Annotated in this window: 22 protein-coding genes, 1 tRNA gene and 1 pseudogene; 11 read left to right on the top strand and 13 right to left on the bottom strand. The window is 33.0% G+C overall.

Features of this window, described 5'->3' with window-relative positions; genetic code table 11:
• Window positions 1-22 precede the first annotated feature (22 nt).
• The 3 genes from AC1EUY_RS05140 to AC1EUY_RS05150 all read left to right on the top strand — a co-directional run bounded on the left by AC1EUY_RS05140 (window position 23) and on the right by AC1EUY_RS05150 (window position 4,633).
• Window positions 23-2,032, top strand: coding sequence for a protein-disulfide reductase DsbD family protein (locus tag AC1EUY_RS05140; protein ID WP_480194436.1), 2,010 nt, complete (start codon window positions 23-25; stop codon window positions 2,030-2,032).
• A 2-nt stretch (window positions 2,033-2,034) separates the two neighbouring features.
• Window positions 2,035-3,045 (top strand): TlpA family protein disulfide reductase, encoded by a 1,011-nt coding sequence (locus AC1EUY_RS05145; RefSeq protein WP_480194437.1) that lies wholly within the window; start codon window positions 2,035-2,037, stop codon window positions 3,043-3,045.
• Between the two features lie 82 nt (window positions 3,046-3,127).
• Window positions 3,128-4,633: an aminotransferase class V-fold PLP-dependent enzyme gene (locus AC1EUY_RS05150; protein ID WP_480194438.1), complete on the top strand. Its 1,506-nt coding sequence runs from the start codon at window positions 3,128-3,130 to the stop codon at window positions 4,631-4,633.
• A gap of 349 nt (window positions 4,634-4,982) precedes the next feature.
• On the opposite strand, the gene AC1EUY_RS05155 is transcribed toward AC1EUY_RS05150, so the two are convergent.
• Both AC1EUY_RS05155 and parS read right to left on the bottom strand, forming a co-directional pair.
• Window positions 4,983-5,444 carry an RES family NAD+ phosphorylase gene (locus tag AC1EUY_RS05155; RefSeq protein ID WP_480194439.1) on the bottom strand — a complete coding sequence of 154 codons (462 nt, stop codon included), beginning with the start codon at window positions 5,442-5,444 and terminating at the stop codon, window positions 4,983-4,985.
• Window positions 5,441-5,944, bottom strand: coding sequence for a type II RES/Xre toxin-antitoxin system antitoxin (parS, locus tag AC1EUY_RS05160; protein WP_480194440.1), 504 nt, complete (start codon window positions 5,942-5,944; stop codon window positions 5,441-5,443). Before parS ends, AC1EUY_RS05155 begins: the two co-directional genes overlap by 4 nt.
• Before the next feature lie 249 nt (window positions 5,945-6,193).
• On the opposite strand from parS, the gene AC1EUY_RS05165 reads away from it, so the two are divergent.
• Window positions 6,194-6,319, top strand: coding sequence for a hypothetical protein (locus AC1EUY_RS05165; protein WP_480194441.1), 126 nt, complete (start codon window positions 6,194-6,196; stop codon window positions 6,317-6,319).
• Window positions 6,320-6,393: 74 nt separating this feature from the next.
• Here the strand turns inward: AC1EUY_RS05165 and AC1EUY_RS05170 are convergent.
• The 3 genes from AC1EUY_RS05170 to ahcY form a co-directional block, all read right to left on the bottom strand.
• Window positions 6,394-6,467: transfer RNA gene (locus AC1EUY_RS05170), tRNA-Ala, on the bottom strand.
• A gap of 6 nt (window positions 6,468-6,473) precedes the next feature.
• A complete protein-coding gene (locus AC1EUY_RS05175) occupies window positions 6,474-7,265 on the bottom strand; it encodes a universal stress protein (RefSeq protein ID WP_480194442.1) in 792 nt (263 codons plus the stop codon).
• Between the two features lie 101 nt (window positions 7,266-7,366).
• A complete protein-coding gene (gene ahcY / locus AC1EUY_RS05180; protein ID WP_480194443.1) occupies window positions 7,367-8,683 on the bottom strand; it encodes an adenosylhomocysteinase in 1,317 nt (438 codons plus the stop codon).
• 58 nt (window positions 8,684-8,741) lie between these two features.
• On the opposite strand from ahcY, the gene AC1EUY_RS05185 reads away from it, so the two are divergent.
• From AC1EUY_RS05185 to AC1EUY_RS05210, 6 genes are read left to right on the top strand one after another with little or no spacing between them, the layout of a single operon-like run.
• Window positions 8,742-9,371, top strand: a complete 630-nt coding sequence (locus AC1EUY_RS05185) for a 4'-phosphopantetheinyl transferase family protein (RefSeq protein ID WP_480194444.1) — start codon at window positions 8,742-8,744, stop codon at window positions 9,369-9,371.
• Window positions 9,372-9,373: 2 nt separating this feature from the next.
• Window positions 9,374-10,102 (top strand): phosphoglycerol geranylgeranyltransferase, encoded by a 729-nt coding sequence (locus AC1EUY_RS05190; RefSeq protein ID WP_480194445.1) that lies wholly within the window; start codon window positions 9,374-9,376, stop codon window positions 10,100-10,102.
• On the top strand, window positions 10,095-10,805 hold the full coding sequence (gene pnuC, locus AC1EUY_RS05195) for a nicotinamide riboside transporter PnuC (RefSeq protein WP_480194446.1): 711 nt from the start codon (window positions 10,095-10,097) through the stop codon (window positions 10,803-10,805). Before AC1EUY_RS05190 ends, pnuC begins: the two co-directional genes overlap by 8 nt.
• A complete protein-coding gene (locus tag AC1EUY_RS05200; RefSeq protein ID WP_480194447.1) occupies window positions 10,766-11,431 on the top strand; it encodes an AAA family ATPase in 666 nt (221 codons plus the stop codon). The genes pnuC and AC1EUY_RS05200 overlap by 40 nt, the downstream gene beginning before the upstream one ends.
• Entirely contained in the window at window positions 11,421-11,825 is a 405-nt protein-coding gene (arfB, locus tag AC1EUY_RS05205; RefSeq protein WP_480194448.1) for an alternative ribosome rescue aminoacyl-tRNA hydrolase ArfB, read from the top strand. The genes AC1EUY_RS05200 and arfB overlap by 11 nt, the downstream gene beginning before the upstream one ends.
• Before the next feature lie 51 nt (window positions 11,826-11,876).
• The gene (locus AC1EUY_RS05210; RefSeq protein ID WP_480194449.1) at window positions 11,877-14,666 is read left to right on the top strand and encodes an alpha/beta hydrolase family protein; all 2,790 of its coding nucleotides are present in this window, start codon (window positions 11,877-11,879) and stop codon (window positions 14,664-14,666) included.
• Here the strand turns inward: AC1EUY_RS05210 and AC1EUY_RS05215 are convergent, their stop codons facing one another.
• The 4 genes from AC1EUY_RS05215 to AC1EUY_RS05230 form a co-directional block, all read right to left on the bottom strand.
• Window positions 14,667-15,062, bottom strand: a complete 396-nt coding sequence (locus tag AC1EUY_RS05215; RefSeq protein WP_480194450.1) for a nuclear transport factor 2 family protein — start codon at window positions 15,060-15,062, stop codon at window positions 14,667-14,669.
• Between the two features lie 167 nt (window positions 15,063-15,229).
• Window positions 15,230-16,771: an acyl-CoA carboxylase subunit beta gene (locus tag AC1EUY_RS05220; protein ID WP_480194451.1), complete on the bottom strand. Its 1,542-nt coding sequence runs from the start codon at window positions 16,769-16,771 to the stop codon at window positions 15,230-15,232.
• Entirely contained in the window at window positions 16,761-18,209 is a 1,449-nt protein-coding gene (gene accC / locus AC1EUY_RS05225; protein WP_480194452.1) for an acetyl-CoA carboxylase biotin carboxylase subunit, read from the bottom strand. Before accC ends, AC1EUY_RS05220 begins: the two co-directional genes overlap by 11 nt.
• Before the next feature lies 1 nt (window position 18,210).
• A complete protein-coding gene (locus tag AC1EUY_RS05230; RefSeq protein ID WP_480194453.1) occupies window positions 18,211-18,696 on the bottom strand; it encodes a biotin/lipoyl-containing protein in 486 nt (161 codons plus the stop codon).
• 308 nt (window positions 18,697-19,004) lie between these two features.
• On the opposite strand from AC1EUY_RS05230, the gene AC1EUY_RS05235 reads away from it, so the two are divergent.
• Window positions 19,005-21,122, top strand: a complete 2,118-nt coding sequence (locus tag AC1EUY_RS05235; RefSeq protein WP_480194454.1) for a TonB-dependent receptor — start codon at window positions 19,005-19,007, stop codon at window positions 21,120-21,122.
• Between the two features lie 33 nt (window positions 21,123-21,155).
• Here AC1EUY_RS05235 and AC1EUY_RS05240 read toward each other — a convergent pair.
• The 4 genes and pseudogenes from AC1EUY_RS05240 to AC1EUY_RS05255 form a co-directional block, all read right to left on the bottom strand.
• A pseudogene (locus AC1EUY_RS05240) lies at window positions 21,156-21,350 on the bottom strand (YgaP-like transmembrane domain); the annotation flags it as partial.
• Window positions 21,351-21,371: 21 nt separating this feature from the next.
• Window positions 21,372-22,115, bottom strand: coding sequence for a rhodanese-like domain-containing protein (locus tag AC1EUY_RS05245; RefSeq protein WP_480194455.1), 744 nt, complete (start codon window positions 22,113-22,115; stop codon window positions 21,372-21,374).
• Between the two features lie 3 nt (window positions 22,116-22,118).
• Window positions 22,119-22,625 carry a DUF6265 family protein gene (locus AC1EUY_RS05250; RefSeq protein ID WP_480194456.1) on the bottom strand — a complete coding sequence of 169 codons (507 nt, stop codon included), beginning with the start codon at window positions 22,623-22,625 and terminating at the stop codon, window positions 22,119-22,121.
• 24 nt (window positions 22,626-22,649) lie between these two features.
• On the bottom strand, window positions 22,650-24,062 hold the full coding sequence (locus AC1EUY_RS05255; RefSeq protein WP_480194457.1) for an MBL fold metallo-hydrolase: 1,413 nt from the start codon (window positions 24,060-24,062) through the stop codon (window positions 22,650-22,652).
• Window positions 24,063-24,110: the final 48 nt, after the last annotated feature.

Here is a 24,110-nt window from a genome sequence, read left to right on the forward strand (position 1 = left end):
TTGTGAACAAAAAATTTAGTTAATGAAACAATTAAATATAGCCTTACTACTGCTATTTTCAAGTGTTTTTTCTTTCTCACAAATTTTTGAGCCAGTACAATGGGAAACTACTGTAGAAAAGATTTCTGATTCTGAATTTGACCTTATTGCTACAGCTACGATAGATGAAGGATGGCACTTGTACTCGCAAAGCATTCCTGAAGATGGTCCAATACCCACCACTTTTAGCTTTAAAAATATTGAAGGTAAGTATGCACTTGTAGGTAGTACCAAAGAAGATAAGGGTCATGAAGAGTTTGATAAAGTATTTGAAATGAACATCAAATACTTTGAAGATAAGGCTACGTTTAAACAACGTATTCGATTACGAACTGATGATAAAATAGCCATCAATGAGACGGTTGAATTTATGGTATGTGATGATACTAATTGCTTACCACCTACTGAGGTCGAACTAAGTTTTTCGGTTCAAGGTAAAGCTTCAACAACTCCGATAACCTCAGAAAATACTACAGTAAAAAATAAAGATGATCTTACAGCTGATTCAAAGGATGCATTAGAAAATGAAAAAGTAAGTACTTTAAAGAAAAAAGAAGAAAGTAGAGGATTGTTAAGTATCTTTCTTATTGCTTTTTTATCAGGATTTGCTGCGCTGTTGACTCCATGTGTGTTTCCAATGATTCCTATGACGGTGAGTTTCTTTACAAAACAGAGTAAAAACAAAGCTGCTGGTATTCGAAATGCTATTATTTATGGTTTATCAATCATAATAATTTATGTTTTACTAGGTTCTCTTGTGGTAGCTATTTTTGGAGCTGATTCTTTAAATGCCCTGTCAACCAATGTAATTTTTAATATTGTTTTCTTCTTATTGTTAGTAGTTTTTGCGATTTCATTTTTAGGCGCTTTCGAAATAACATTACCGAGTTCTTGGGGAACTAAAATTGATGCTCAAGCCGATCGCGGTGGACTCATCGGTATTTTCTTTATGGCTTTAGCGCTTGCAATCGTTTCTTTTTCGTGTACGGGACCTATTGTGGGTACTTTACTTGTTGAAGCTGCTTCAAAAGGAGGCATCGCTCCAATTATTGGTATGCTAGGGTTTTCATTAGCCATAGCGTTGCCTTTTGCTTTGTTTGCTGCTTTCCCAGGGTGGTTAAACTCTTTACCTAAATCTGGAGGTTGGTTAAATACAGTTAAGGTAGTTCTAGGTTTCTTAGAATTAGCATTTGCGTTTAAATTCTTGTCAAATGCAGATTTAGTATTGCAATTACATTGGCTAGAAAGAGAAGTGTTTTTAGCAATTTGGATTGCTATTTTTGGAGTCATGGCGTTATATCTACTCGGAAAGATTCGACTACCTCATGATTCACCGTTAACACATATTTCAGTAGGTCGTTTATTATTAGGAATCACCACATTAGTGTTTACAATTTATCTAATTCCTGGTTTATGGGGTGCACCGTTAAAGTTTATTAGTGGTTTCCCACCACCAATGCAATATAGCGAATCTCCACATGGGGTAGGTTATGTAAAATCTGGTGGTATATCAGCAAAACAAAAACTACCTGAAGGCGCAAAATATGGACCTCATGATATCATCACTTTTTTAGATTATAATACAGGAATGGAATATGCTAAAAAAGAAGGAAAGCCTGTTTTATTAGATTTTACTGGTCATGCTTGTGTAAATTGCCGTAAAATGGAAGAACGTGTTTGGTCAGAATCTAAGGTTTTAGATATTTTAAAAAACGACATTGTACTCATTTCTTTGTATGTTGATGATAAAAGAGCGCTTCCAGAAAATGAACAATATATTTCTGAAACTACGGGTAAGAATATTAAATCTATAGGGCAAAAATGGAGTGATTTTCAAATAAAAAAATATAAAGCAAATGCGCAGCCCTATTATGTATTGTTAGATCATAATGGTGAAAATTTAAATGAGTATTCTGCGTACAATCCAAATATAGATGCGTACCTCACATGGTTAAAAGAAGGTATCAGTAATTTTAAGAATAAAAATAAGTAATAATGAAAAAAGTAATTTATATAGCTGTTATGGCTATGGTAATTGTTTCTTGTAAACAAGAACCTAAAGATTATGTGACTTTCTCAGGGAAAATCACTAATAAAAACTCTGATTCTTTAGTAGTATTAAATCCTAAAATTCAGTATAAAAAAGTAATAAAAGTAAATGATGATGGTACTTTTAAAGATACGTTAAAAGCAAATGAGAGTTACTTTTCGGTTTTTGATGGAAAAGAATATTTAAATATTTACGTAAAGAATGGAGATGATATTAATATGAGCATAGATGCAACTGCATTTGATACGTCTTTAAAATTCACAGGTGTGGGTTCTAAAGCAAATAATAAACTTGCTGAAGCAACACTGGTTCAAGAAAAGATATTTGAAGACAATTCACTATTTAAATTAGAACGTACAAAGTTTAATGAAAAAGTAAATTCTTTAACTGATGATTTTCTAAATAAGCTAGAAACAGCTAATGATTTAGATTCTACTTTTATTGCCGATCAAAAGAAAAATTTTGATGGGTTAAAAAGTTTCATCAATAACATATATGAACAAAAGCATTATTTGGCAACTGTCTTAAGTGAAGGAACCCAATCACCTACGTTTACCAATTATGAAAATTATGCGGGTGGAGAAATTTCATTAGATGATTTAAAAGGCAAATATGTGTATATCGATTTATGGGCTACTTGGTGTGGTCCGTGTAAAGTTGAAATACCGTATTTAAAACAAGTTGAAAAAGACTTTCATGGTAAAAACATTGCCTTTGTAAGTATTTCTTTAGACCGTAAAAGTGCGTATGACAAATGGAAAAAAATGGTCAAAGAAAAAGAATTAACTGGAATTCAGTTATATGCTAACGAAGATCAAAGCTTTGTTGATGCTTATAAGGTAAACGGTATTCCTCGTTTTATTCTATTAGATCCACAGGGAAAGATTGTTTCTGCGGATGCGCCCAGACCCTCTGATCCTAAATTGGTAAAATTATTCGATGATTTGAAAATCTAAAATAAATAGGTGCTTTTTACAGTATTCAAAACACTTTGGTTAATTTTACCAAAGTGTTTTTTTTATGTCATAATTTCAAATCATGAAAACTACTATTAAAAAACAAGATATTACAAAACCTAAATCTCTAGAGACCTATTTTCAACAATTTAGAAAGCATGTTGTTGGTGACGGTCACAATTTTAAATCTCTTAACGGAGATCAAAAAATTATCTATGCAGATTGGATAGCTAGTGGTAGATTATATGCTCCTATCGAAGATACGATGCGAAATGTTATTGGCCCTATGGTAGCCAATACACATTCTTTTTCGAGTGAAACTGGCAAAGCATCTACCTATGCTTACAAGCATGCTCGTCAAATTATAAAAGAACATGTAAATGCTGATGAAAATGATGTGCTAGTAACGGCTGGTACGGGTATGACTGATGTGCTTTCTCGATTACACCGAGTGATGGGATTACGTTGGCCTGATGCAGTAAAAGACAAAATTTCTATCCCAGAAAATGAAAGACCTGTTGTTTTTATCACGCATATGGAGCATCATTCGAATCATGTACCCTGGATGGAAACCATCGCTGATGTTGTAATTTTACCATGTAATGAGCACAAGTTAGTATGTCCGCATAAACTAGAAGAAGCTTTAGAGAAATATAAGAATAGACCTTTAAAAATTGGTGCTTTTACAGGGTGTTCTAATGTAACAGGTATCATTACACCGTATCATCAATTAGCTAAGATGATGCATCAACATGGTGGGTATTGCTTTATCGACTTAGCTGCTTCGGCACCTTATGTAAAGATAGACATGCATCCTAAAGATCCAGAAGAGCGATTAGATGCTATTTATTTTTCTCCGCATAAGTTTTTGGGTGGACCCGGAACTTGTGGCATATTAGTATTCAATAAGAATTTATACAATACCAATTGCCCAGACGTGCCTGGTGGTGGAAACGTAAAATGGACAAATCCATGGGGCGAATATGGTTATTATGATGATATTGAGACCAAAGAAGATGGCGGTACACCTGGCTTTTTGCAAGTAATGCGTGCTGCTTTAGCCATACGTTTAAAAGAAAAAATGGGTGAAGATAATATTGAGAAACGTGAGGAAGAATTGCTTGAATTATGTTTTACTGAATTAAAAAAAATACCTGGTCTGTACTTATTAGGTTTTAATGAAGAACCTCGTATTGGTTGTATTTCTTTTGGTATTGAAAATATTCATTACAATTTAATTGTCAGGTTGTTAAATGATCGATTTGGTATTCAAGTTAGAGGAGGGTGGTCTTGTGCTAGTACGTATAGTCATCACCTATTCGATCTGTGTGAAGATTCTTCTAAAAAAATTACGAAAGGTATTTCAGAGAAAGATCTCACGATAAAACCAGGTTGGGTACGTTTATCATTACATCCTATCACCACAAATGACGAAGTGCTATTTATCTGTAATGCTATTCGACTCATAGTAGAAAATATTGATATATGGAAAGAAGGCTACACCTACAATCCTAAAAACAATGAGTTCGAATGTGTAGAAGGTGATGCCGAAATGATTGAAACCGTATCAGAATGGTTTAAACTATAAAGAGCTGATTAAAACCAGCTCTTTATAATTGTGGAGAAGATGGGACTCCAATACTTAATTAATTCTTTTTAATTACTTATATTTGATTAACAGGAGGTTATAGTTAATCAAATATTATATTGTTAAATTAGTTATAATAATACCTTTTAGACTTACCAATTTTGATGATTTCTGATTCCATTTAGGGCTATATATAGGTTGATATTATTTTATTTGATCTAATATTAAACTATCGTTTTTTATACTGAAGTTCTTGTACTATTAAAAATAAAAAAACTCTAGACACATTACACATTTTGTCTAGAGTTTATCGTTAAGGATTTTCGATTTTATTTATTCCTTGAATGTTTTACTTTATCTTGAAAAGCCTACCGTCTAAATTAAAATCCTCTATATCAAGAATCTTTACTTTTTTGTCAAAATCCTTATGATTTGGATTTAACATTATATTGTACTCATTTTTTACAATAAATGACTGAGCTTTAAAACCAAAACAGTCATTATTTAACATAAAGTTTCCTGTTAGCTGTGTATTTTCAATTTTGTTTTGAAGATAATCATCATAATTTTCAGTAACTATTCTATTTATGTGTACAGAATCATTTACAAATAGCGTAACAACTTTATAATTTTTAGGAACTAAATGTGTGGCAGTAAAATGAACAAGTGTTTCTAAACAAGCTAATGACCTTGATTCTGCTGTATATAAAACTGAAACCCCTTTACTATTCCATCTTCCCCCATTTAAATAAGCCCCATAACCACTTAAACTATCTGCGTATTCCTCTGGAGAAATTCTATAACATATCATACGAACAAACCAAATTCAAGTTTATTTAATTCTTGTTTAAGTAGTTCAATACCAAAGCTGGTGTCAAGTAAATTCTTTGGTTTTTCATTGCCCAGAATTACATTTTCGCTTTCAAGCCAAATAAGAAATTTTTCAGGTGTGTCAAAAATTGAAATGCCTTTTTTATAGATTATATCTATTTCGTAAATTTTTTCAGTAGGTAAACTATCAAAAGTTCTATTTTCACTTTTATATCGATCTAATGTTCTAGATGAGATATCCAAAATATTACACCAATCCTCTTTTGATAAGTTTAGCTTTGAACTAATCTTTTCAAATTCTGAATATGTTAAACCTTTTCTACTTAAAGAAATCAAATGTTCTAACGACTTTTTTGTCATTAGTCTAGGAACAAATTTCGTTTTAGCAAAAGCATTTATTAATTTTTTGCTAGACGATTCAATCTTAAGTTCTCCAAAATTAATCGACTCTAAGGTAGATGATGATTCTTTCTTTGCCATAATTATAATTTATGTAAATTGACACAATAATAACGCCAATTTACAAATAATTATTTCATTACATCAATTTTTATCAATCAATTAACAATATAGTACGGCGACTATATTAAAATAATCATAATTTAATTTACTGAACTTCAAGAAAATGAACTAAAGCTGAGCACTACCTATCTTAATTCTTTAACCCCTAAATTCAATTAATTTTTATTGTGAATAATTAAAAATATAATCTTATGAAAAATTCAAAAAATGAAAGAACTAAAAACTTGTTTATATACTGGTAAAACTTACTCCGATGGTTCTTTAATATGTCAAGCGGTTATAAAACATAAATACCAAGATGGTGAATCGATTGGTGCTGGTGAGAAATATTAATATAAATAACCCCCTTTTTATACCCCTTTAAAATTATAAAACACACATAATGTGTGTTTTATAATAAAAAATTGTGGAGAAGATGGGACTCGAACCCACGACCTCTTGACTGCCAGTCAAGCGCTCTAGCCAGCTGAGCTACATCCCCATATGTTTATTTGTCCTTTAGGATTAACAACGGAAGCCTACTTTCAAAATTTGCTTTTTTAACGGCATCATCTTGCCATAATCGAGCAAAGAATCCCCTTTTTCTACGCATTACACATAACATATCGGGCTCTGTAGAATGTAAATGTTCTAAAACACCTTGAAAAATAGTAGCATTCTCTGTAGTGGTAAATGATGACGCTAAAGCCCTTAAATTATTGTTAATCTCTTGTTCTTTTTTATTAGATTTTGGAGTAATTACCTGAATCAAATCTAAATTTGCACGAAACTTATTTACTAAATTAATTAGTGGATTTAATACATTATCTGATTCTATCACTCCTGATTTTACAGCTATTAATATTTTAGATATTTTTTTAAATCTGTATTGAGAAGGCACAATCAAAACAGGTGTAGAAGTATCTTTAACAATACTACCTGATGTTTTTCCAAGAAATAAGGTTTCATCAGTAGAAATACTCTTAGCAGAAGAAACTATTAGATCAATAGTTAATTCTTTAGAAATTTTTTCAATACTCTCTACTAGATTACCTTTTGCAGATATAATAGCAACCTCAACACCACGCCTATCAACTTTAGTTATAATTTCATTAACCTCATTCGTTACAGTTTCTTCTAAAACGGCATCTATATTTTTCAATGATCCAGCAATTCTAGTACTATCATATACTTTTATAGCATATACCTTAGCATTAAATTCCTCAGCCATATCTATTGCGTACTGTAATGTGTTCTTAGCATTACCACTCGTACCTATTGTAACTAATAAATTTCTCATTTCTATCAGGTTTATACAAAGATAATTTAATAAAATTAAAAACCCTTACTAACGAAAGCAAGGGTTTATATCATAAGATTCCTGCTTTTGCAGCAATGAAATTAGTATCTATAATATTCTGGTTTATAAGGGCCTTCAACCGTAACACCAATATATGCAGCTTGGTCTTCATTTAAAGTTTCTAACTCCACACCTATTTTCTCAAGGTGTAAACGCGCTACCTTTTCATCTAAATGTTTTGGCAACATATACACTTCATTATCATATTTTTCAGAATTCTTCCATAATTCTATTTGCGCTAATGTTTGGTTTGTAAATGAGTTACTCATCACAAAGCTTGGGTGCCCCGTAGCACATCCTAGATTTACCAATCTTCCTTCAGCTAAAACAATAATATCCGTTCCGTTTAAAGTATATTTATCAACTTGTGGTTTAATTTCAACCTTAGAAGCACCGTATTTTCCATTTAACCAAGCCATATCTATCTCATTATCAAAATGACCAATATTACAAACTATGGTTTTGTCTTTCATCGCCTCAAAATGACGCCCTACTACGATATCTTTATTACCCGTAGTTGTTATCACGATATCTGCTTTTCCGATAACGGTATCTAATTTTTTCACTTCATAACCATCCATAGCTGCTTGTAACGCACATATCGGATCAATTTCTGTCACTGTCACAATTGCTCCAGCTCCTCTAAAGGAAGCAGCAGTGCCTTTACCTACATCTCCGTAACCACAAACTACAACACGTTTACCTGCAATCATTAAATCTGTTGCACGTTTAATAGCATCTACAGCAGATTCTCTACACCCGTATTTATTATCAAATTTCGATTTCGTTACCGAATCATTTACATTAATAGCTGGCATCGGTAGTGTGCCATTTTTTACACGATCATATAATCTGTGAACACCTGTAGTTGTTTCTTCAGATAATCCTTTTATTCCAGCTGCTAATTCAGGGTATTTATCTAAAACCATGTTGGTTAAATCACCTCCATCATCTAAAATCATGTTTAATGGTTTTCTATCTTCACCAAAAAACAATGTTTGTTCAATACACCAATCAAACTCTTCTTCATTCATTCCTTTCCATGCATACACCGGAATCCCAGCTTCAGCAATAGCAGCGGCAGCTTGATCTTGCGTAGAAAATATATTACACGAACTCCAAGTCACCTCAGCACCAAGTGCTATAAGTGTTTCGATTAATACCGCCGTTTGAATTGTCATATGCAAACATCCCGCAATACGCGCTCCTTTAAGTGGTTGTTCGTTTTTGTACTCTTCGCGCAATGACATTAAACCTGGCATTTCAGCCTCAGCCAACTCAATTTCTTTTCTCCCCCAATTTGCTAAAGAAATGTCTTTAACTTTGTAAGGCACATAAGTAACTGTTTTTGTACTCATATTTGTATCTTTGTTTTATACTAATTCAGGTTGCAAATATACTGAATAACTTAGAAATATGCCGCTTTTTAAAACCATTGATGTAAATCAAGATACCAAAGTCTATATCTGGAAGATTGAAGAATCTTTTGATACACTTTCAAAAGGTATTGTACTTACACCGCCTTGCCGCGAACGTGTTGATCGTATGAAATCAGATCTACATCGTAGAGGTTTTATGAGCGTTCGCCATTTGTTGGCTGAAGCTGAGTATGTAGATTCCGATTTATTTTATGATGATCTAGGAAAACCGCATTTAAAAGATGGCTCGTTTATATCTATAACACATTCTTTTATTTTTTCAGGAATCATAGTGAGTAAAAATACTCCCGTAGGTATCGACATTGAAAAGCAACGAGATAAAATTGTAAAAATTGCTCATAAATTCACTCCTTTTGAAGAATATAAAACACTAGCAAATCATGAAGCTATCGTAAGAAAATTAACAATTGTTTGGGGAGCAAAAGAAAGTCTATATAAAATATATGAAAAACCAGGATTGCTTTTTAGAAATCATATAGATATTACTGATTTTTCATTTGATAGTTTACAAACAACAGGGTCGATTCACTACAATGGAAAAATAAATAACTACTCTATTAATTTCCTTGAATTTGAAGGCTTTACTTGCGTTTATGCACTACACTAAGTATGCAAATCATTTATAAAAACATTACAAATGCAATGAATGCGGGTGAGAAATTGCTTGCCGTTCTTATTGATCCTGATAAAGTTAACCTAAAAAGTTTACCTATTTTTTTTGATAAAGTACATCAATCTATCGCAACTCATATTTTTGTTGGGGGTAGTACAGATGCCTATCATAAAACTGAACAAGTTGTTAAAGCTGTTAAAAGATTAACAAAATTGCCAATTATCCTATTCCCAGGAGATTATTCTCAAATAACTGGGGAGGCAGATGGAATTCTTTTTTTGAGTCTTCTTTCAGGAAGAAATCCAGAATATTTGATTGAACAGCATATAAAAGCAGTTACAAAACTTCAAAGAACTACCATTGAGGTTATACCAACTGGGTATTTATTGATTGATGGTGGCGTTGAAACTTCAGTACAGAGAGTGAGCAAAACATTGCCTATTTCTCAAAATGATATTTCATTAATAACAAATACGGCAGTAGCAGGAGCATATTCAGGGAAACAGCTTATCTATCTTGAAGCGGGTTCAGGAGCAACAATACCCGTAGAGCCAAGTATTATCACTTCTGTGAAAAAAGAACTTGATATTCCTTTAATTGTGGGTGGTGGTATTAAAACTAAGCAACAAATAAAAGATGCCTATTCAGCTGGAGCTGATATAGTAGTAATTGGTACCGCTTTCGAAGAAAATGACGAATTCTTTAATGAAATAAAAAATGACTGAACTACTAGATTTTTTTATTGTTCCTTATAAAAATGCCGAAACAATTAATATTGTTCTAGAATTTATCGCAGCTTTTTTTGGAGTTGTTAGTGTTTTTTATGCTAAAAAAGAAAATATTTTAGTTTACCCCACTGGCATTATTAGTACAGGTTTATATGTGTATTTATTATCTCAATGGAATCTCTATGGCGATTTAATCATTAACATTTACTACACTGCTATGAGTATTTATGGTTGGTATATGTGGAGTAAAGTTATTGATGACGATAAACACCACATTCCAATTACAAGAACTCATAAAAGCGACAAATCAAAAACTACTGGTATTTTTATTTTTACTTCGCTATTTGTAATTGCTGTTTATCGATATTACAATGTGATGCCTAATAATTTAGGGCTTTCAGAGAGTGTTAATTATGCTGTTACAAATATGTTTTCGGGCAGTCTAGAAAATTTTAGAAAGATCACTCCTTTTCTAGACACATTTACCACAGGAATTTTCTTTGCGGCTATGTGGTTAATGGCCAATAAAAAAATAGAGCATTGGATATTCTGGATTGTAGGAAACATCGTTTCTATTCCGCTTTATTTTATAAAAGGTTACGGTTTTACCGGAATTCAATACACAATTTTCTTAATTTTAGCTATTCAAGGATATATCTTATGGAAAAAAAGCTTAAACAGCAACCTGCAAACATCATAAAAGTTGTATTGTTTGGTCCCGAATCTACAGGAAAAACGACGCTTTCTATCCAACTTTCACGTCATTACAATACTGTTTGGGCGCCAGAATATGCTCGTGAATATTTACAAGAAAAGTGGAATAATAAACGTAAGACTTGCGAAAATTCAGATCTTTTACCTATTGCTATCGGGCAAATAAAATTAGAGAATACCCTTGCTAAAAAAGCTGATAAAGTTTTAATTTGTGATACTGATCTTCTAGAAACAAAAGTGTATTCAGAAGAATATTATGGTGGATTTGTAGATCCAAAATTAGACGAAGCTGCCCAACAAAATCAATATGATCTATATCTTCTAACCTATATAGACACACCTTGGGAGGCTGATGACTTACGCGATAGGCCCGAACAACGTTTAGAAATGTTTAATGCTTTTGAAAATGCTTTAAAAAAACACAACAGACCTTATATTTTATTGAAAGGAGACAAAGAAACACGTTTAAAAAAAGCTATAAAAGCCATTGATAAACTACTTAGTAATCGTAATGACCTCGATAGTTTTTCTGAGTCATTAATAGATCTTGACCTTCATTTCTTACATCAAAACATCGATCAGCAAAACTTTAATATGGGCGATGGATTTTGAAGGCATTAGAAAAGAACTTCAATTTAAAGCTGTTAGAAGTTCTGGTGCAGGTGGGCAACATGTGAATAAAGTATCCTCAAAAATTGAATTAACGTTTGATGTTGCAAATACTTATCATTTATCTGAAGAGGAAAAAGAACTACTTTACAAAAATCTTTCAACCAAGCTTACCAACGATAAGCTGCTGATTCTTTTTTGTGACGAAAGTCGAAGTCAGCACCGCAATAAAGAGCTAGTAATTGAACGTTTATTAGAATTTTTAAAAAAAGGGTTAAAAAAACCTAAACGAAGAAAAGCTACAAAACCAACCAAAGCATCTGTAAAAAAGCGGCTAGATAAAAAGAAGAAACAATCAGAAAAGAAAAGTGGTCGAAAAAAACCTAACCTTAACTAATTCTGTTTAAGTTTCAATTGTATTATATTTATACATCAGAACTAACTCCTTATGAAAACTACTATTTCCGCCCTATTTATTTGCCTTTTTATTTTTTCATTTTCCCAAAAAAAAGTTTTAGATCATTCTGATAAAGAAATTTGGAACGCCATAAAAGATCAAACCATATCACCAAATGGTGACTATATTATGTATTCCTTGGAAAAAGGAGAAAAGGATAACTTTTTAAAGATAAAAAGACCCAATACTTCATTGGTTTTTGAATATGACCGAGGGCAGCAAGGACAATTTTCGTACGATTCTAATTTTGCATTTTTTACTATCAAACCTTGGAAAGATAGCATCGTAGAATTGAAACGAAAAAAGGTGAAAAAAGATAAATTACCGAAAGATTCTATAGGTCTTTTTAATTTAACCAATAAATCATTGACTAAAATAGCCAATGTAAAATCCTACAAAATCCCAGAAAAATGGTCTGGTTATATTGCTTATACTTTTGAAGAAGTGAAATCAAAAAAGAAAGAAAAAAAGGATTCAACTCTAACAAAAAAGAAAAACAAGTCTAAAAAAGTTGGAAAAGAAAACGGATATCATTTAGTGCTCAAAAACCTCACAACAAAAAAGCAAGATACATTTAAGTATGTCACTCATTTTACGTTTGCTAAAGAAGGAAAGCGCTTTGCTTTTTCAACTACTGGTGAAAAAGACAAAGCAAAAGCTGGTGTTTATATGTTAAACCTAGAAAATGAAGATCTAAAACCAATATATCAAACTGAAAAAGCAAAATTCTATCAATTAAATTTTAGCGATTCAGGTAAAAATCTTGCATTTGTAGTTGATAACGATACCACAAAAGTTCAGGTACGTCCAAATGAATTATATCACTGGAAAGAAAATAACACTTCAGCCAAAAAATTACTTGATAGCAATTCTTCACCAAAGGGATATTTAGTGTCTTCAGATGGTAAAACAAGTTTTTCAAAAGATGAATCGAGATTATATTTTGGTCTAGCAACTCCTCCAATAGTAAAAGATACCACACTCATAGATGACGAAATTGTAAATGTCGAAGTATGGACCTATGATGAGCCTAGGCTCTATACAGTTCAAGAATTACAAGTTAAAAATGATAAGAAGAAATCATATCAAACAGTTGTTCATTTAAACTCAAATAAAAATTTGGTTCAACTCGCTACCCAAGAATATCCCAATATTAAATTAGCCGATGAAGGCAATGCGAATTATGCTTTAGTTGATAATCCTGAACCTTATGAACTCGAAAGTCAATGGGATGGTTTATGGGCAAGAGAATATGCTATTGTGAATGTTGTCAATGGTAATCGTAAAAAAATACTTGCTAAAATTGCTGGTAATGTAAATTTAAGCCCAAAAGGTAATTATGCTTATGGCTATAATCGTATTGATAGTACTTGGTTTGCCTATAACATCAAAAATTCTAAATACCAACCTTTAACTAAGGGAAAAATTTATTACAACGAATTACACGACAGTCCAACGCCTCCTTATCCTTATGGTAATGCTGGTTGGACTAAAGATGATAAATACCTAATTCTTTATGATCGTTATGATCTATTTAAGTATAATCCTACTACTGGTGAAAGCTCTAGATTAACAAAAGGTAGAGAATCGAAAACTGTTTACAGGTATGTAATGTTAGATGACGAAGAGCGATTTCTAGATCCTAATAAAAAATGGTTGCTATCTACTTTTAATGAAAACACTAAAGATGGTGGCTTTTATGAATTCAACCCGAAAAATAATAAAGGAAAACAGCTCGTTGAAAGCCCACATCAATATTCAAGAGCCAAAAAAGCTAAATTAAATGATGAGTTTATTTTTACTAGAGAATCATTTCAAGAGTTTCCAGATATTCGATATGCTGACCTCAGCTTTAAAAATCAAGTTAAGATTAGTGATGCTAATCCTCAACAAAACGATTACAATTGGGCTACTATTGAGCAGATAAAATGGACATCTCTTGACGGAAAAGAATTAACAGGGATGTTGGTCAAGCCTGAGAATTTTGACCCAAATAAGAAGTACCCTATGATTGTTAATTTTTACGAAAAAAGTTCTAATGGTTTGCATAGGCATCGGGCTCCAACCTTTGGTAGATCAACAATTAATTATCCATATTATGCCAGTAACGGATATGTAATCTTTAATCCTGATGTGTATTATCGTGAAGGTTATCCTGGTGAAAGTGCTTATAATTGTGTGATTCCTGGAGTTACTTCTTTAATTGAAAAAGGATTCATCGATAAAGATAATATTGGTGTACAAGGTCATAGTTGGGGTGGTTATCAAATTGCATATTTAGTGACCAAGACAGCTATTTTTAAAGCTGCAGAAGCGGGTGCTCCGGTGCCTAATATGATTAGTGCGTATGGTGGAATTCGCTGGTGGACTGGTCTTAGCCGTCAATTTCAATATGAGCATACACAAAGTAGGATTGGTGGTACACCATGGGAATATCCTGCTCGTTATATAGAGAATTCACCTATTTTTAATCTTGACAAAGTAAATACTCCTTTACTAATTATGCATAACGATACTGATGGTCATGTACCATGGTATCAAGGTATAGAGCTCTTTGTGAATTTAAGGCGTTTAGGTAAACCTTCGTGGTTTTTAAATTATAATGATGAGCCACATTGGCCTCTTAAATTTCAAAACCGAAGAGATTTTAATATTAGACTTTCACAATTTTTTGATTATTACTTAAAAGGGGCTCCGAAACCAGTATGGATGCAACGTGGCGTTCCAGCCATAGAAAAAGGGATTAATCAAGGATTGGAATTAGTAGAGGATAAGAATTAATTATTGATTCATCTTTTCTAAAAATTCGCCTATTTTCTGATGGACAATGTTCATTGCTTTTAACGGACGTACCATTACTTTGAGCGATTTTAGTTTGCCCTCAGGATTGAATGTGATCATGTCTATACCTTCTACGATAACACCATCAATTTCTGTTTTAAATTCTAAGACTGCATAGTCTTCTTGTGAAATTTCATTAACATATTCAAAACTTTCGTTGGCAATAATCTGTTCGGCAGCCAGTAAGTACATTTTTACAAAAAACCTGCCTTCTATAGGTGTAAAAACCACTGGAGAAAAAAGTACTACATCTTCAGTAAGAAATTTGTCCAATAACGATACATCTCTATTTTCGATAAACTGATGCCACGTTTTTAATCCTTTTGATTGATTCATAACTTAAATATTCACTGATTTCTTCTAAGTAGGAATAACAATACTAAATTATCAGTCATTTCGAAATGAGAAGCTCGGCTTCGATTGAGAAATCTTTATGTTTTTTAGATTTCTCACATACGTTCGAAATGACTTGAACTTATCGCTCAACATTGTAAACTAATAATTTATAAAGGAATATTCCCGTGCTTGCGTTTGGGTCTATCTACTTTTTTACCTTCGAGCATGGCAAATGCTTTGATCAATTTTCTTCGTGTTTCTTCTGGCAAAATAACTTCATCAATAAAACCTCGTTGTGCCGCTCGATATGGGTTTGCAAACTTTTCAGCATATTCAGCTTCCTTTTCAGCCAATTTTGCCTCATGATTTTCCGCTTCAGCGATTTCTTTTTTAAAGATAATTTCACTAGCTCCTTTTGCGCCCATTACTGCAATTTCAGCTGATGGCCAAGCGAAATTCATATCGGCACCTATATGCTTCGAATTCATCACGTCGTACGCACCTCCATACGCTTTTCGCGTAATCACACTAATTCTTGGTACTGTAGCTTCACTCAACGCATATAATAATTTAGCTCCATTAGTGATAATAGCATTCCATTCTTGATCTGTTCCTGGTAAAAATCCAGGCACATCAACCAACACTAATAATGGAATATTAAAACAATCGCAAAAACGGGTAAAACGAGCTGCCTTTTTAGAACTATTTACATCTAAACATCCTGCTAAACTCATAGGTTGATTGGCAACGATGCCGATACTTCTTCCTGCTAAACGCGCAAAACCAATCACAATATTTTCGGCATAATCTTTATGGATTTCAAAGAAAGATGCTGTATCTGTAATACCATTAATTACCTTTCGCATATCATACGGCTTATTGGCATTCTCTGGAACAATATCTGATAATTCTTCTCGGTATTCTTCAGCTAATTCATAAGATAGTTTCTTGGTAGTTTCCTGATTATTTTGAGGCATAAAACTCAATAAGGTTTTAATGTCTTCAAGACATTGCACATCGTTTTCAGAAGTTAAATGTGTTACACCTGATTTGGTAGCATGTGTACTTGCGCCACCCAATTCTTCTGATGTTACTTCTTCATTGGTTACTGTTTTTACCACATTTGGGCCTGTAACAAACATATAGCTTGAATTTTCAACCATCACGGTAAAGTCAGTCATTGCTGGAGAATATACAGCACCACCCGCACAAGGTCCCATAATGGCAGAAATTTGAGGTATTACACCAGACGCTTGCACATTTCTATAAAAGATATCAGCATAGCCACCTAACGAACGAACACCTTCTTGAATACGAGCACCACCAGAGTCATTTAACCCTATTAAAGGAGCGCCAACTTTTACAGCCAAATTCATAATCTTACAAATCTTTTCGGCATGTGTTTCTGATAATGAACCTCCAAAAACGGTAAAATCTTGTGCGAAAATATAGATCAGTCGCCCATCTATAGTCCCATAACCCGTCACTACGCCATCGCCATAAAACTGTTGTTTGTCCATACCAAAATCGGTAGTTCGATGGGTTACCAAAATACCAACCTCTTCAAAAGAACCCTCATCTAATAAATAGTCAATACGCTCACGAGCCGTTAGTTTTCCTTTTTGATGTTGGCGATCTATTCGCTTTTCTCCGCCTCCTAATTTCGCCTTAGCAATTTTATTTTGTAATTTATCTATTTTAGATTTCACGGGTTGGTACTTTTAGGGTTTGTTGTTCTTCTAAATACATTTTCAAAGCTATTGTAGCGGCTATTTCAGCCTCTGTTTTGTAGGCATCTTCTAATAATTCTTTTGAATAGTATTTCTTAACAAAATGTGTATCAAAATTACCAGAGGTAAAGGCTTCATGCTCACACACAAATTTTCCAAAAGGTAATGTAGTTTGTATTCCTTTCACTTTATAATTGGCTATGGCATCTTTCATCAATTCTATAGCTTCAGTACGTGTTTTTCCATAGGTTATGAGTTTCGAAATCATAGGATCGTAATAAATAGGAATTTCCATACCTTCTTCAAAACCATCATCGACACGAATATTTTCACCTTTGGGTGGGTTATACACTTCTAAAGTTCCGATGCTTGGTAGAAAATCATTCAACGGATCTTCTGCATACACACGTAATTCTAAAGCATGTCCATCAATACTTAAATCTTCTTGTTTAAAGGATAATTGCTCACCTCTAGCAATCTTAATCTGTTCTTCAACAAGGTCAATACCAGTGATCAATTCCGTAACAGGATGCTCTACTTGTAAACGTGTATTCATTTCTAAAAAATAGAAATTCTTATGTTCATCTAATAAGAATTCAACCGTACCCGCTCCTAAATAATCACATGCCTTTGCCACTTTTACAGCAGCTTCACCCATTTTTATTCTTATTTCGGGAGTTAATACACTAGAAGGTGCTTCTTCAACTACTTTTTGATGACGGCGCTGTACACTACATTCTCGTTCAAATAAATGCACGGTATTACCATGGCTATCTGCCAATACTTGAATTTCAATATGACGTGGAGAACTAATATATTTCTCTATAAAAACGGAGCCGTCTCCAAAAGCAGAAGTAGCTTCTGAGATCGCACGTTCCATTTGTTCGGTAATGTCTGCTTCTTTTTCTACAATGCGCATTCCTTTTCCACCACCACCAGCAGAGGCTTTTATTAAAATAGGATAGCCTATTTTTTTAGCAATTTTTTCTGCGTAAGCTACATCGGTAACGGCTTCATCAATACCTGGTACCATAGGAATATTGTAGTCTTTAACAGCCTCTTTAGCTGCTAATTTGCTCCCCATTATCTTAATGGCTTTTGATTTGGGGCCAATAAAAATAATGCCTGCTTTTTCAACCGCTTCAGCAAAAGCGGCATTCTCACTTAAAAATCCATATCCTGGATGAATGCCATCAATATTGAGTGATTTAGCAACTTCTATAATTTTATCACCCAATAAATACGACTGATTCGAAGGAGCGGGTCCCACACAAACGGCTTCATCTGCAAAACGCACATGTGGTGCATTTCTATCGGCTTCAGAAAAAACAGCAACCGTTTTAATACCCATTTTTTTTGCTGATCGCATCACGCGTAACGCAATTTCTCCTCTATTTGCTATTAAAATCTTCTTCATCTTATTCCATTTCAATTAAAAGTTCGTTCTTTTCAACCTTGTCTCCTACTTTTATATTAATCGCTTTTACAATACCATCTTTAGGAGCCACTAAGGTGTTTTCCATTTTCATCGCTTCTAAAACCAAAACACCTTCACCTTCTTTAATCTCTTGGCCATTTTTCACATCAATAGAAACAATTAACCCTGGCATCGGTGCTTTTACATCATTTGCTTTTTTTACAGAAGAAGCTTCCAATCCTAATTCAGTAATTAACATATCCAATTCATTGGAAATAGCTATTTCGTAACTATTCCCATTTACCAGAACAGTATATTTTTTTTGATTAAAATCAGATTCAAGAACAATAGTATCAAAGGATTGATTTCCTTTTAAAATATGGTAATTATTTTTAGCCTTCTTGACTTGATCTAAGTCTTTAATTTCTTCTTCAGAAAAACTAAAATCATAAGATTCATTGACTTTTACTTTAAAGGATTGACTCATAGAAAATTCTGTAATTAGAATGGCTAAAATAATAATTTAAACTAGGCATTGCTAATTAAAAAATAGCTAGTAATTTTGCAACGTTCTCATAAAGGGGTGCCTATTATCGGCTGAGATCATACCCATTGAACCTAGAACAGGTAATGCTGTTTAGGAAATGAAGCGTCATTGCGAAGTAATTTTTAAGATTACTGTGGCAATCTGTTTTTGATGAAGAGATTACTTCGTCGTAAACTCCTCGTAATGACTAAAGTCAATTATTAATATAAGAATAATTACCTCTTTTTATTCGATTAACATTTTAATCGATGAAAAAAATATCGTTGTTCTTGACATTACTGCTACTTTCGGTCAGTATGTATGCTCAAGAGAAAAAACAAGACTCTACTAAGGTCGAAAAATTAGACGAAGTTTTGGTGAAAGCTGTTCGTGTTAAAGCAACTGCTCCAGTAACACATTCAAACCTAAGTAAAAAGGAAATAGCCAAGCGTAATTTAGGGCAAGACATTCCGGTTTTACTTAATTATTTACCTTCTGTAATTAGTTCTTCTGACGCTGGTGCTGGTGTTGGTTATACTTATCTACGCGTGCGTGGTTCTGATGCAACTCGAGTGAACATTACTATTAATGGCATACCCTATAACGATGCTGAAAGCCAAGGAACTTTTTGGGTAAACCTTGGTGATTTTGCTTCTTCAACTCAAAGCTTACAATTACAGCGAGGCGTAGGAACTTCAACTAACGGTTCTGGAGCCTTTGGTGCAAGTTTAAATTTATTGACTGATGCTATTTCTGATAAGGCCTACGGAGAAGTATCTAATTCTTTTGGATCTTATGCAACAAGAAAGCATACCGTAAAACTAAGCTCTGGATTGATAAATGATAATATAGAAATTATTGGGCGCCTTTCAAATATTTATTCTGATGGTTATGTAGATCGTGCCTTTACTGACCTAAAATCGTATTTTTTACAAGCTTCCTATATTGATGATAATACCCTAATTAAAGCTTTAACTTTTGGTGGAAAGGAAAGAACCTATCAAGCTTGGTTTGGTTTAACAGCTGCTCAATTAGAGCAAAACCGTCGTCAGAACCCATATACTTACGAAAATGAAACCGATAATTATAATCAAAATCATTATCAGTTACATTGGAATGAAAAATTAAACGAGAATTGGTCCACAAATCTTGGTTTAAATTATACAAAAGGTGAAGGCTACTTTGAACAATTTAAAGAAGGTGAATCGGCTGCTGATTTTGCAAATTTAATTGAAGATGATAGTGATGTTATTGTGAGAAGATGGTTAGACAATGATTTTTATGTTACCAACTTTAACATAAATTATAAAAATGAAAAAATTGATATAATTACGGGTTTATCATATAGTAATTACCTCGGAGATCATTTTGGGGAAGTTATCTGGGGCAGTAATTTGGCAGCAAATACTAATATTCGTGATCGCTACTATTTTAGCGACGCTAAAAAAACCGATTTTAGCATCTTCTCTAAAACTACTTTCCGCGTAAGCGAGAAAATAGATACTTATATTGATTTTCAAGGGCGTTTTGTAAATTATAAAACCAAAGGATTAACTTCAGATAGATTACCTATTGATGTTGATACAAATTTTAGTTTTTTTAATCCAAAAATTGGACTTACTTACGCGGTCAACAAAAACAATAGTTTGTATGCTTCGTATGCAAGAGGAAATAGAGAGCCTAACCGTAATGATTTTGAAAGTAATAAAGACAATGTTACTCATGAAACTCTAAATGATTTTGAACTGGGTTGGAGGTTAAATACTAAAAATATAAAATTGAATACCAATATTTTCTTTATGGATTATGAAAATCAGTTAGTATTGACTGGTGCAATTGATGATGTTGGAGCTTATTTAAGAGAAAATGTAAAAGATAGCTATCGCTTAGGCTTAGAATTAGATGCTGATATTTTAATTTCTGAAAAGATTAGACTGAATTCAAATCTTTCAATAAGTGAAAATAAGATCAACAATTTAATGATAGAAAGAGATGGGGAAGTGAAGAATTTTAGCAAAACAAATATTGCCTTTTCGCCTAATTTTATTTCAGGAAGCTCCTTGACTTTTTTACCAGTTAAGAACTTGCAGCTTTCTCTAATGGGCAAATATGTAAGCTCGCAATACTTAAGTAATACAGATACTGAAGCCTCTAAAATTGATGACTATTTTATTAGTGATTTTAATATTATTTACGAAATTAAGCCAAATAAGATATTTAAATCTATAGTATTCTCTGGTCTTGTAAATAATCTTTTTAATAAAGAATACGTAGATAGAGGTTATACCTATTTAGATTTTTGGAGCGGACCTACTTCTATTGAAGTTCAAGGATATTATCCACAAGCTACCAGAAATTTTTTAGTAGGCGTCACCGTCAATTTTTAAAAAATAAAAAACCGAGTAATTTTGCTCGGTTTTTTATTTCAATTTTGATTTTACAGTATTCATTCCTGTAGCTAGCCAAATAGAACAAGTACTTGTTAAGACCGTTACTAACATTATAATTGCAACTACATATAATACATAATCCCATGGACTTTGAACGTATCCTTTATAGGCTAAAAAAGTTACAGCTACAGCAATTATAAAACGAATTATTTTATCAATATCTCCAACATTTTTTTTATAGCTATATTATTTAATTACTTCATAATTGTTTGCTTTCCAATCTAAAATACCTCCTTTAAGATCATAAATTTTATAACCTTGTTTACTTAATTTGGTTGCCGCTTTACTGCTTCTATTTCCACTTCTACAATATAAATACACTGGTTTAGATTTATCTAATTCATTATTCATTTTCACAATAAAATCATCATCATAAAAGTTAATATTCTTTGCATTTTTAAGATGCCCTTCGGCGTATTCTTCTGGTCTTCTAACATCTATTAATTGAATATTTTTAGTTTCAATTTTCGCTTTAAAAGCTTGAGAATTTAGCTTTTCATTTACAACTTGCGTTTGTTTATCTTCTGTTAGCTTATATCCTTTGTCTTGCCATGCCAAAATTCCTCCCTGTAGATTGTAAATTTTTGTGTACCCTCGTTCTTCCAAAACTTCAGCAGCTTTTACACTTCGTATACCACCTGCTTTACAATATAATAACACAGGTTTGTTTTTATCTAAGTTTCTTGTCGCTTTAGTGATAAAGCCTTCGTCATTTATATTCAATAATTCTGCGTCAGCTATATAACCTTCTTCAAATTCATCTAATCGACGAACATCGATAAGTTGTACCTCTTTTTTATCTAAAATTTCTTTGAATTTATCTGCTGAAACAGTTTCTATAACATTTTCAGCAGTCTTTTCTTTAGCTTTCTCTTTACAAGAAAAAGCTACGATAAGCATGAAAACAAAAAGTACTTTCAAGGTTTTCATTCGCTATTTTTTATAATTAAACTGTACTTCTTTCTGAGTTCCATCTTTTCCTCCAATCATCACATACACATTCATTTCATTATCATTCACTTTCTGAAAGGTCATTCCATCAAAATAAGCAACATTGTCTGTAATTTTTACCAATGGAAAATCGATAGTTTCTTCTTTAGTTTCCCAACCTTTTAAGTCATTATTAAAATGCTTGAGTTGTAAAATCAAAGACTCTTTTACCTCTCTAATAATTTCTATTTCATAAAAGGACACTTTACCATTGGTAATCAATTTAAAAGCTGCCATCATAGAATCACCTGAGGGTTCACTCCAATTCTCTTCTGTAATTCCACCGAAGGCTTCTCCTTTCCAGTTTCCTGAAATCCAAGCTACATCTGCTAATGTAGCTTTTGGGGAAATAGCTAAACTATCTAATATTAAAATGTTTTCACTGACTTTTGTTTGAGCATTTAAGTTTAGTACATAAAAAGATACAATGAGAAAAATAACTTGTTTCATGATTCTTTTTAATAGAAAGACATTCTATTTAATCGTTGTTGGACAAACGTACGCTGTTTTTTTGATATCTGTATTTTTTATAGCGCCATAGCCGCCAGCTACATCAATTACTTTATGAAACCCTCTAGCTTTTAAAATAGAAGCCGCTATAACCGAGCGATATCCACCTGCACAATGCACATAAAAGGGTTCATTGCTAGGAAATTCGTTCACATATTGATTTATAAAATCTAACGGTGTATTTGGTACATTTTCAATATGTTCACTTTGATACTCACCAGGTTTTCTTACATCAAAAACCATTGCATTTTGTTCATTGATTCTAGTTTCCAATTCGTCGGCTGAGATAGATTCTAATGTATCAATTTCCTTTCCTGATTTTTCCCAAGAGGCAAAGCTCCCCTTTAAATATCCTAAGGTATTATCAAAACCAACACGAGACAGACGTGTAATGGTTTCTTCTTCCCTTCCTTCGGGAGCCACCAATAAAATAGGTTGTTCTATATCCATCACCAAGGCTCCAACCCAAGGTGCAAATCCACCATCCAAACCAATAAAAATAGATTGAGGAATAAAACCTTTTATAAATTCTGATTGATGCCTAACATCTAATATCAACGCATCATGCTCATTTGCCAACTTTTCGAATTCATCAGGATTTAATGGTCTAACGCCCTTATTCAATACTTCATCAATACTTTCGTATCCTTCCTTATTCAATTTTACATTTAAAGGAAAATATTGAGGTGGTGGCAACAAACCATCGGTAACTTCTTTTACAAACTCTTCTTTTGTCATATCTGAACGTAAAGCATAATTAGTTTGCTTTTGTTCACCAATTGTACCTACGGTTTCTTTACTTAAATTTTTACCACAGGCCGATCCAGCGCCATGAGCAGGATATACGATTACCTCATCTGCTAACGTCATTACTTTAGTACGCAGACTATCATATAAAATACCTGCTAAATCTTCTTGCGTCATGTCAGCAGCTTTCTGCGCCAAATCAGGACGACCAACATCGCCTAAAAAGAGCGTATCACCGCTAAAAATAGCATGGTCTTTTCCGTTTTTGTCTTTCAATAAATAGGTCGTGCTCTCCATTGTATGACCAGGTGTGTGTAAAGCTGTAATCGTAATATCTCCTATTTTAAATACTTCACCATCTTTAGCAATATGAGAATCAAAGGAAGTCTGTGCTGTAGGACCATATACAATAGTAGCTCCTGTTTTTTCGGCTAATGTGACATGTCCACTCACAAAGTCTGCATGGAAATGTGTTTCGAAAATATATTTGATCTTGGCATTATCTTTTTCTGCTCGCTCAATATACGGGTTGACTTCTCGTAAGGGGTCAACAATTGCCACTTCTCCATTACTTTCTATATAATAAGCTCCTTGGGCCAAACAACCGGTATATATCTGTTCTATATTCATAATATCTCGTCTTAATTTACAAATTTAACAACTTATCTAAGTAGTAAA

This window comes from Maritimimonas sp. 2210JD6-3, assembly GCF_056591795.1.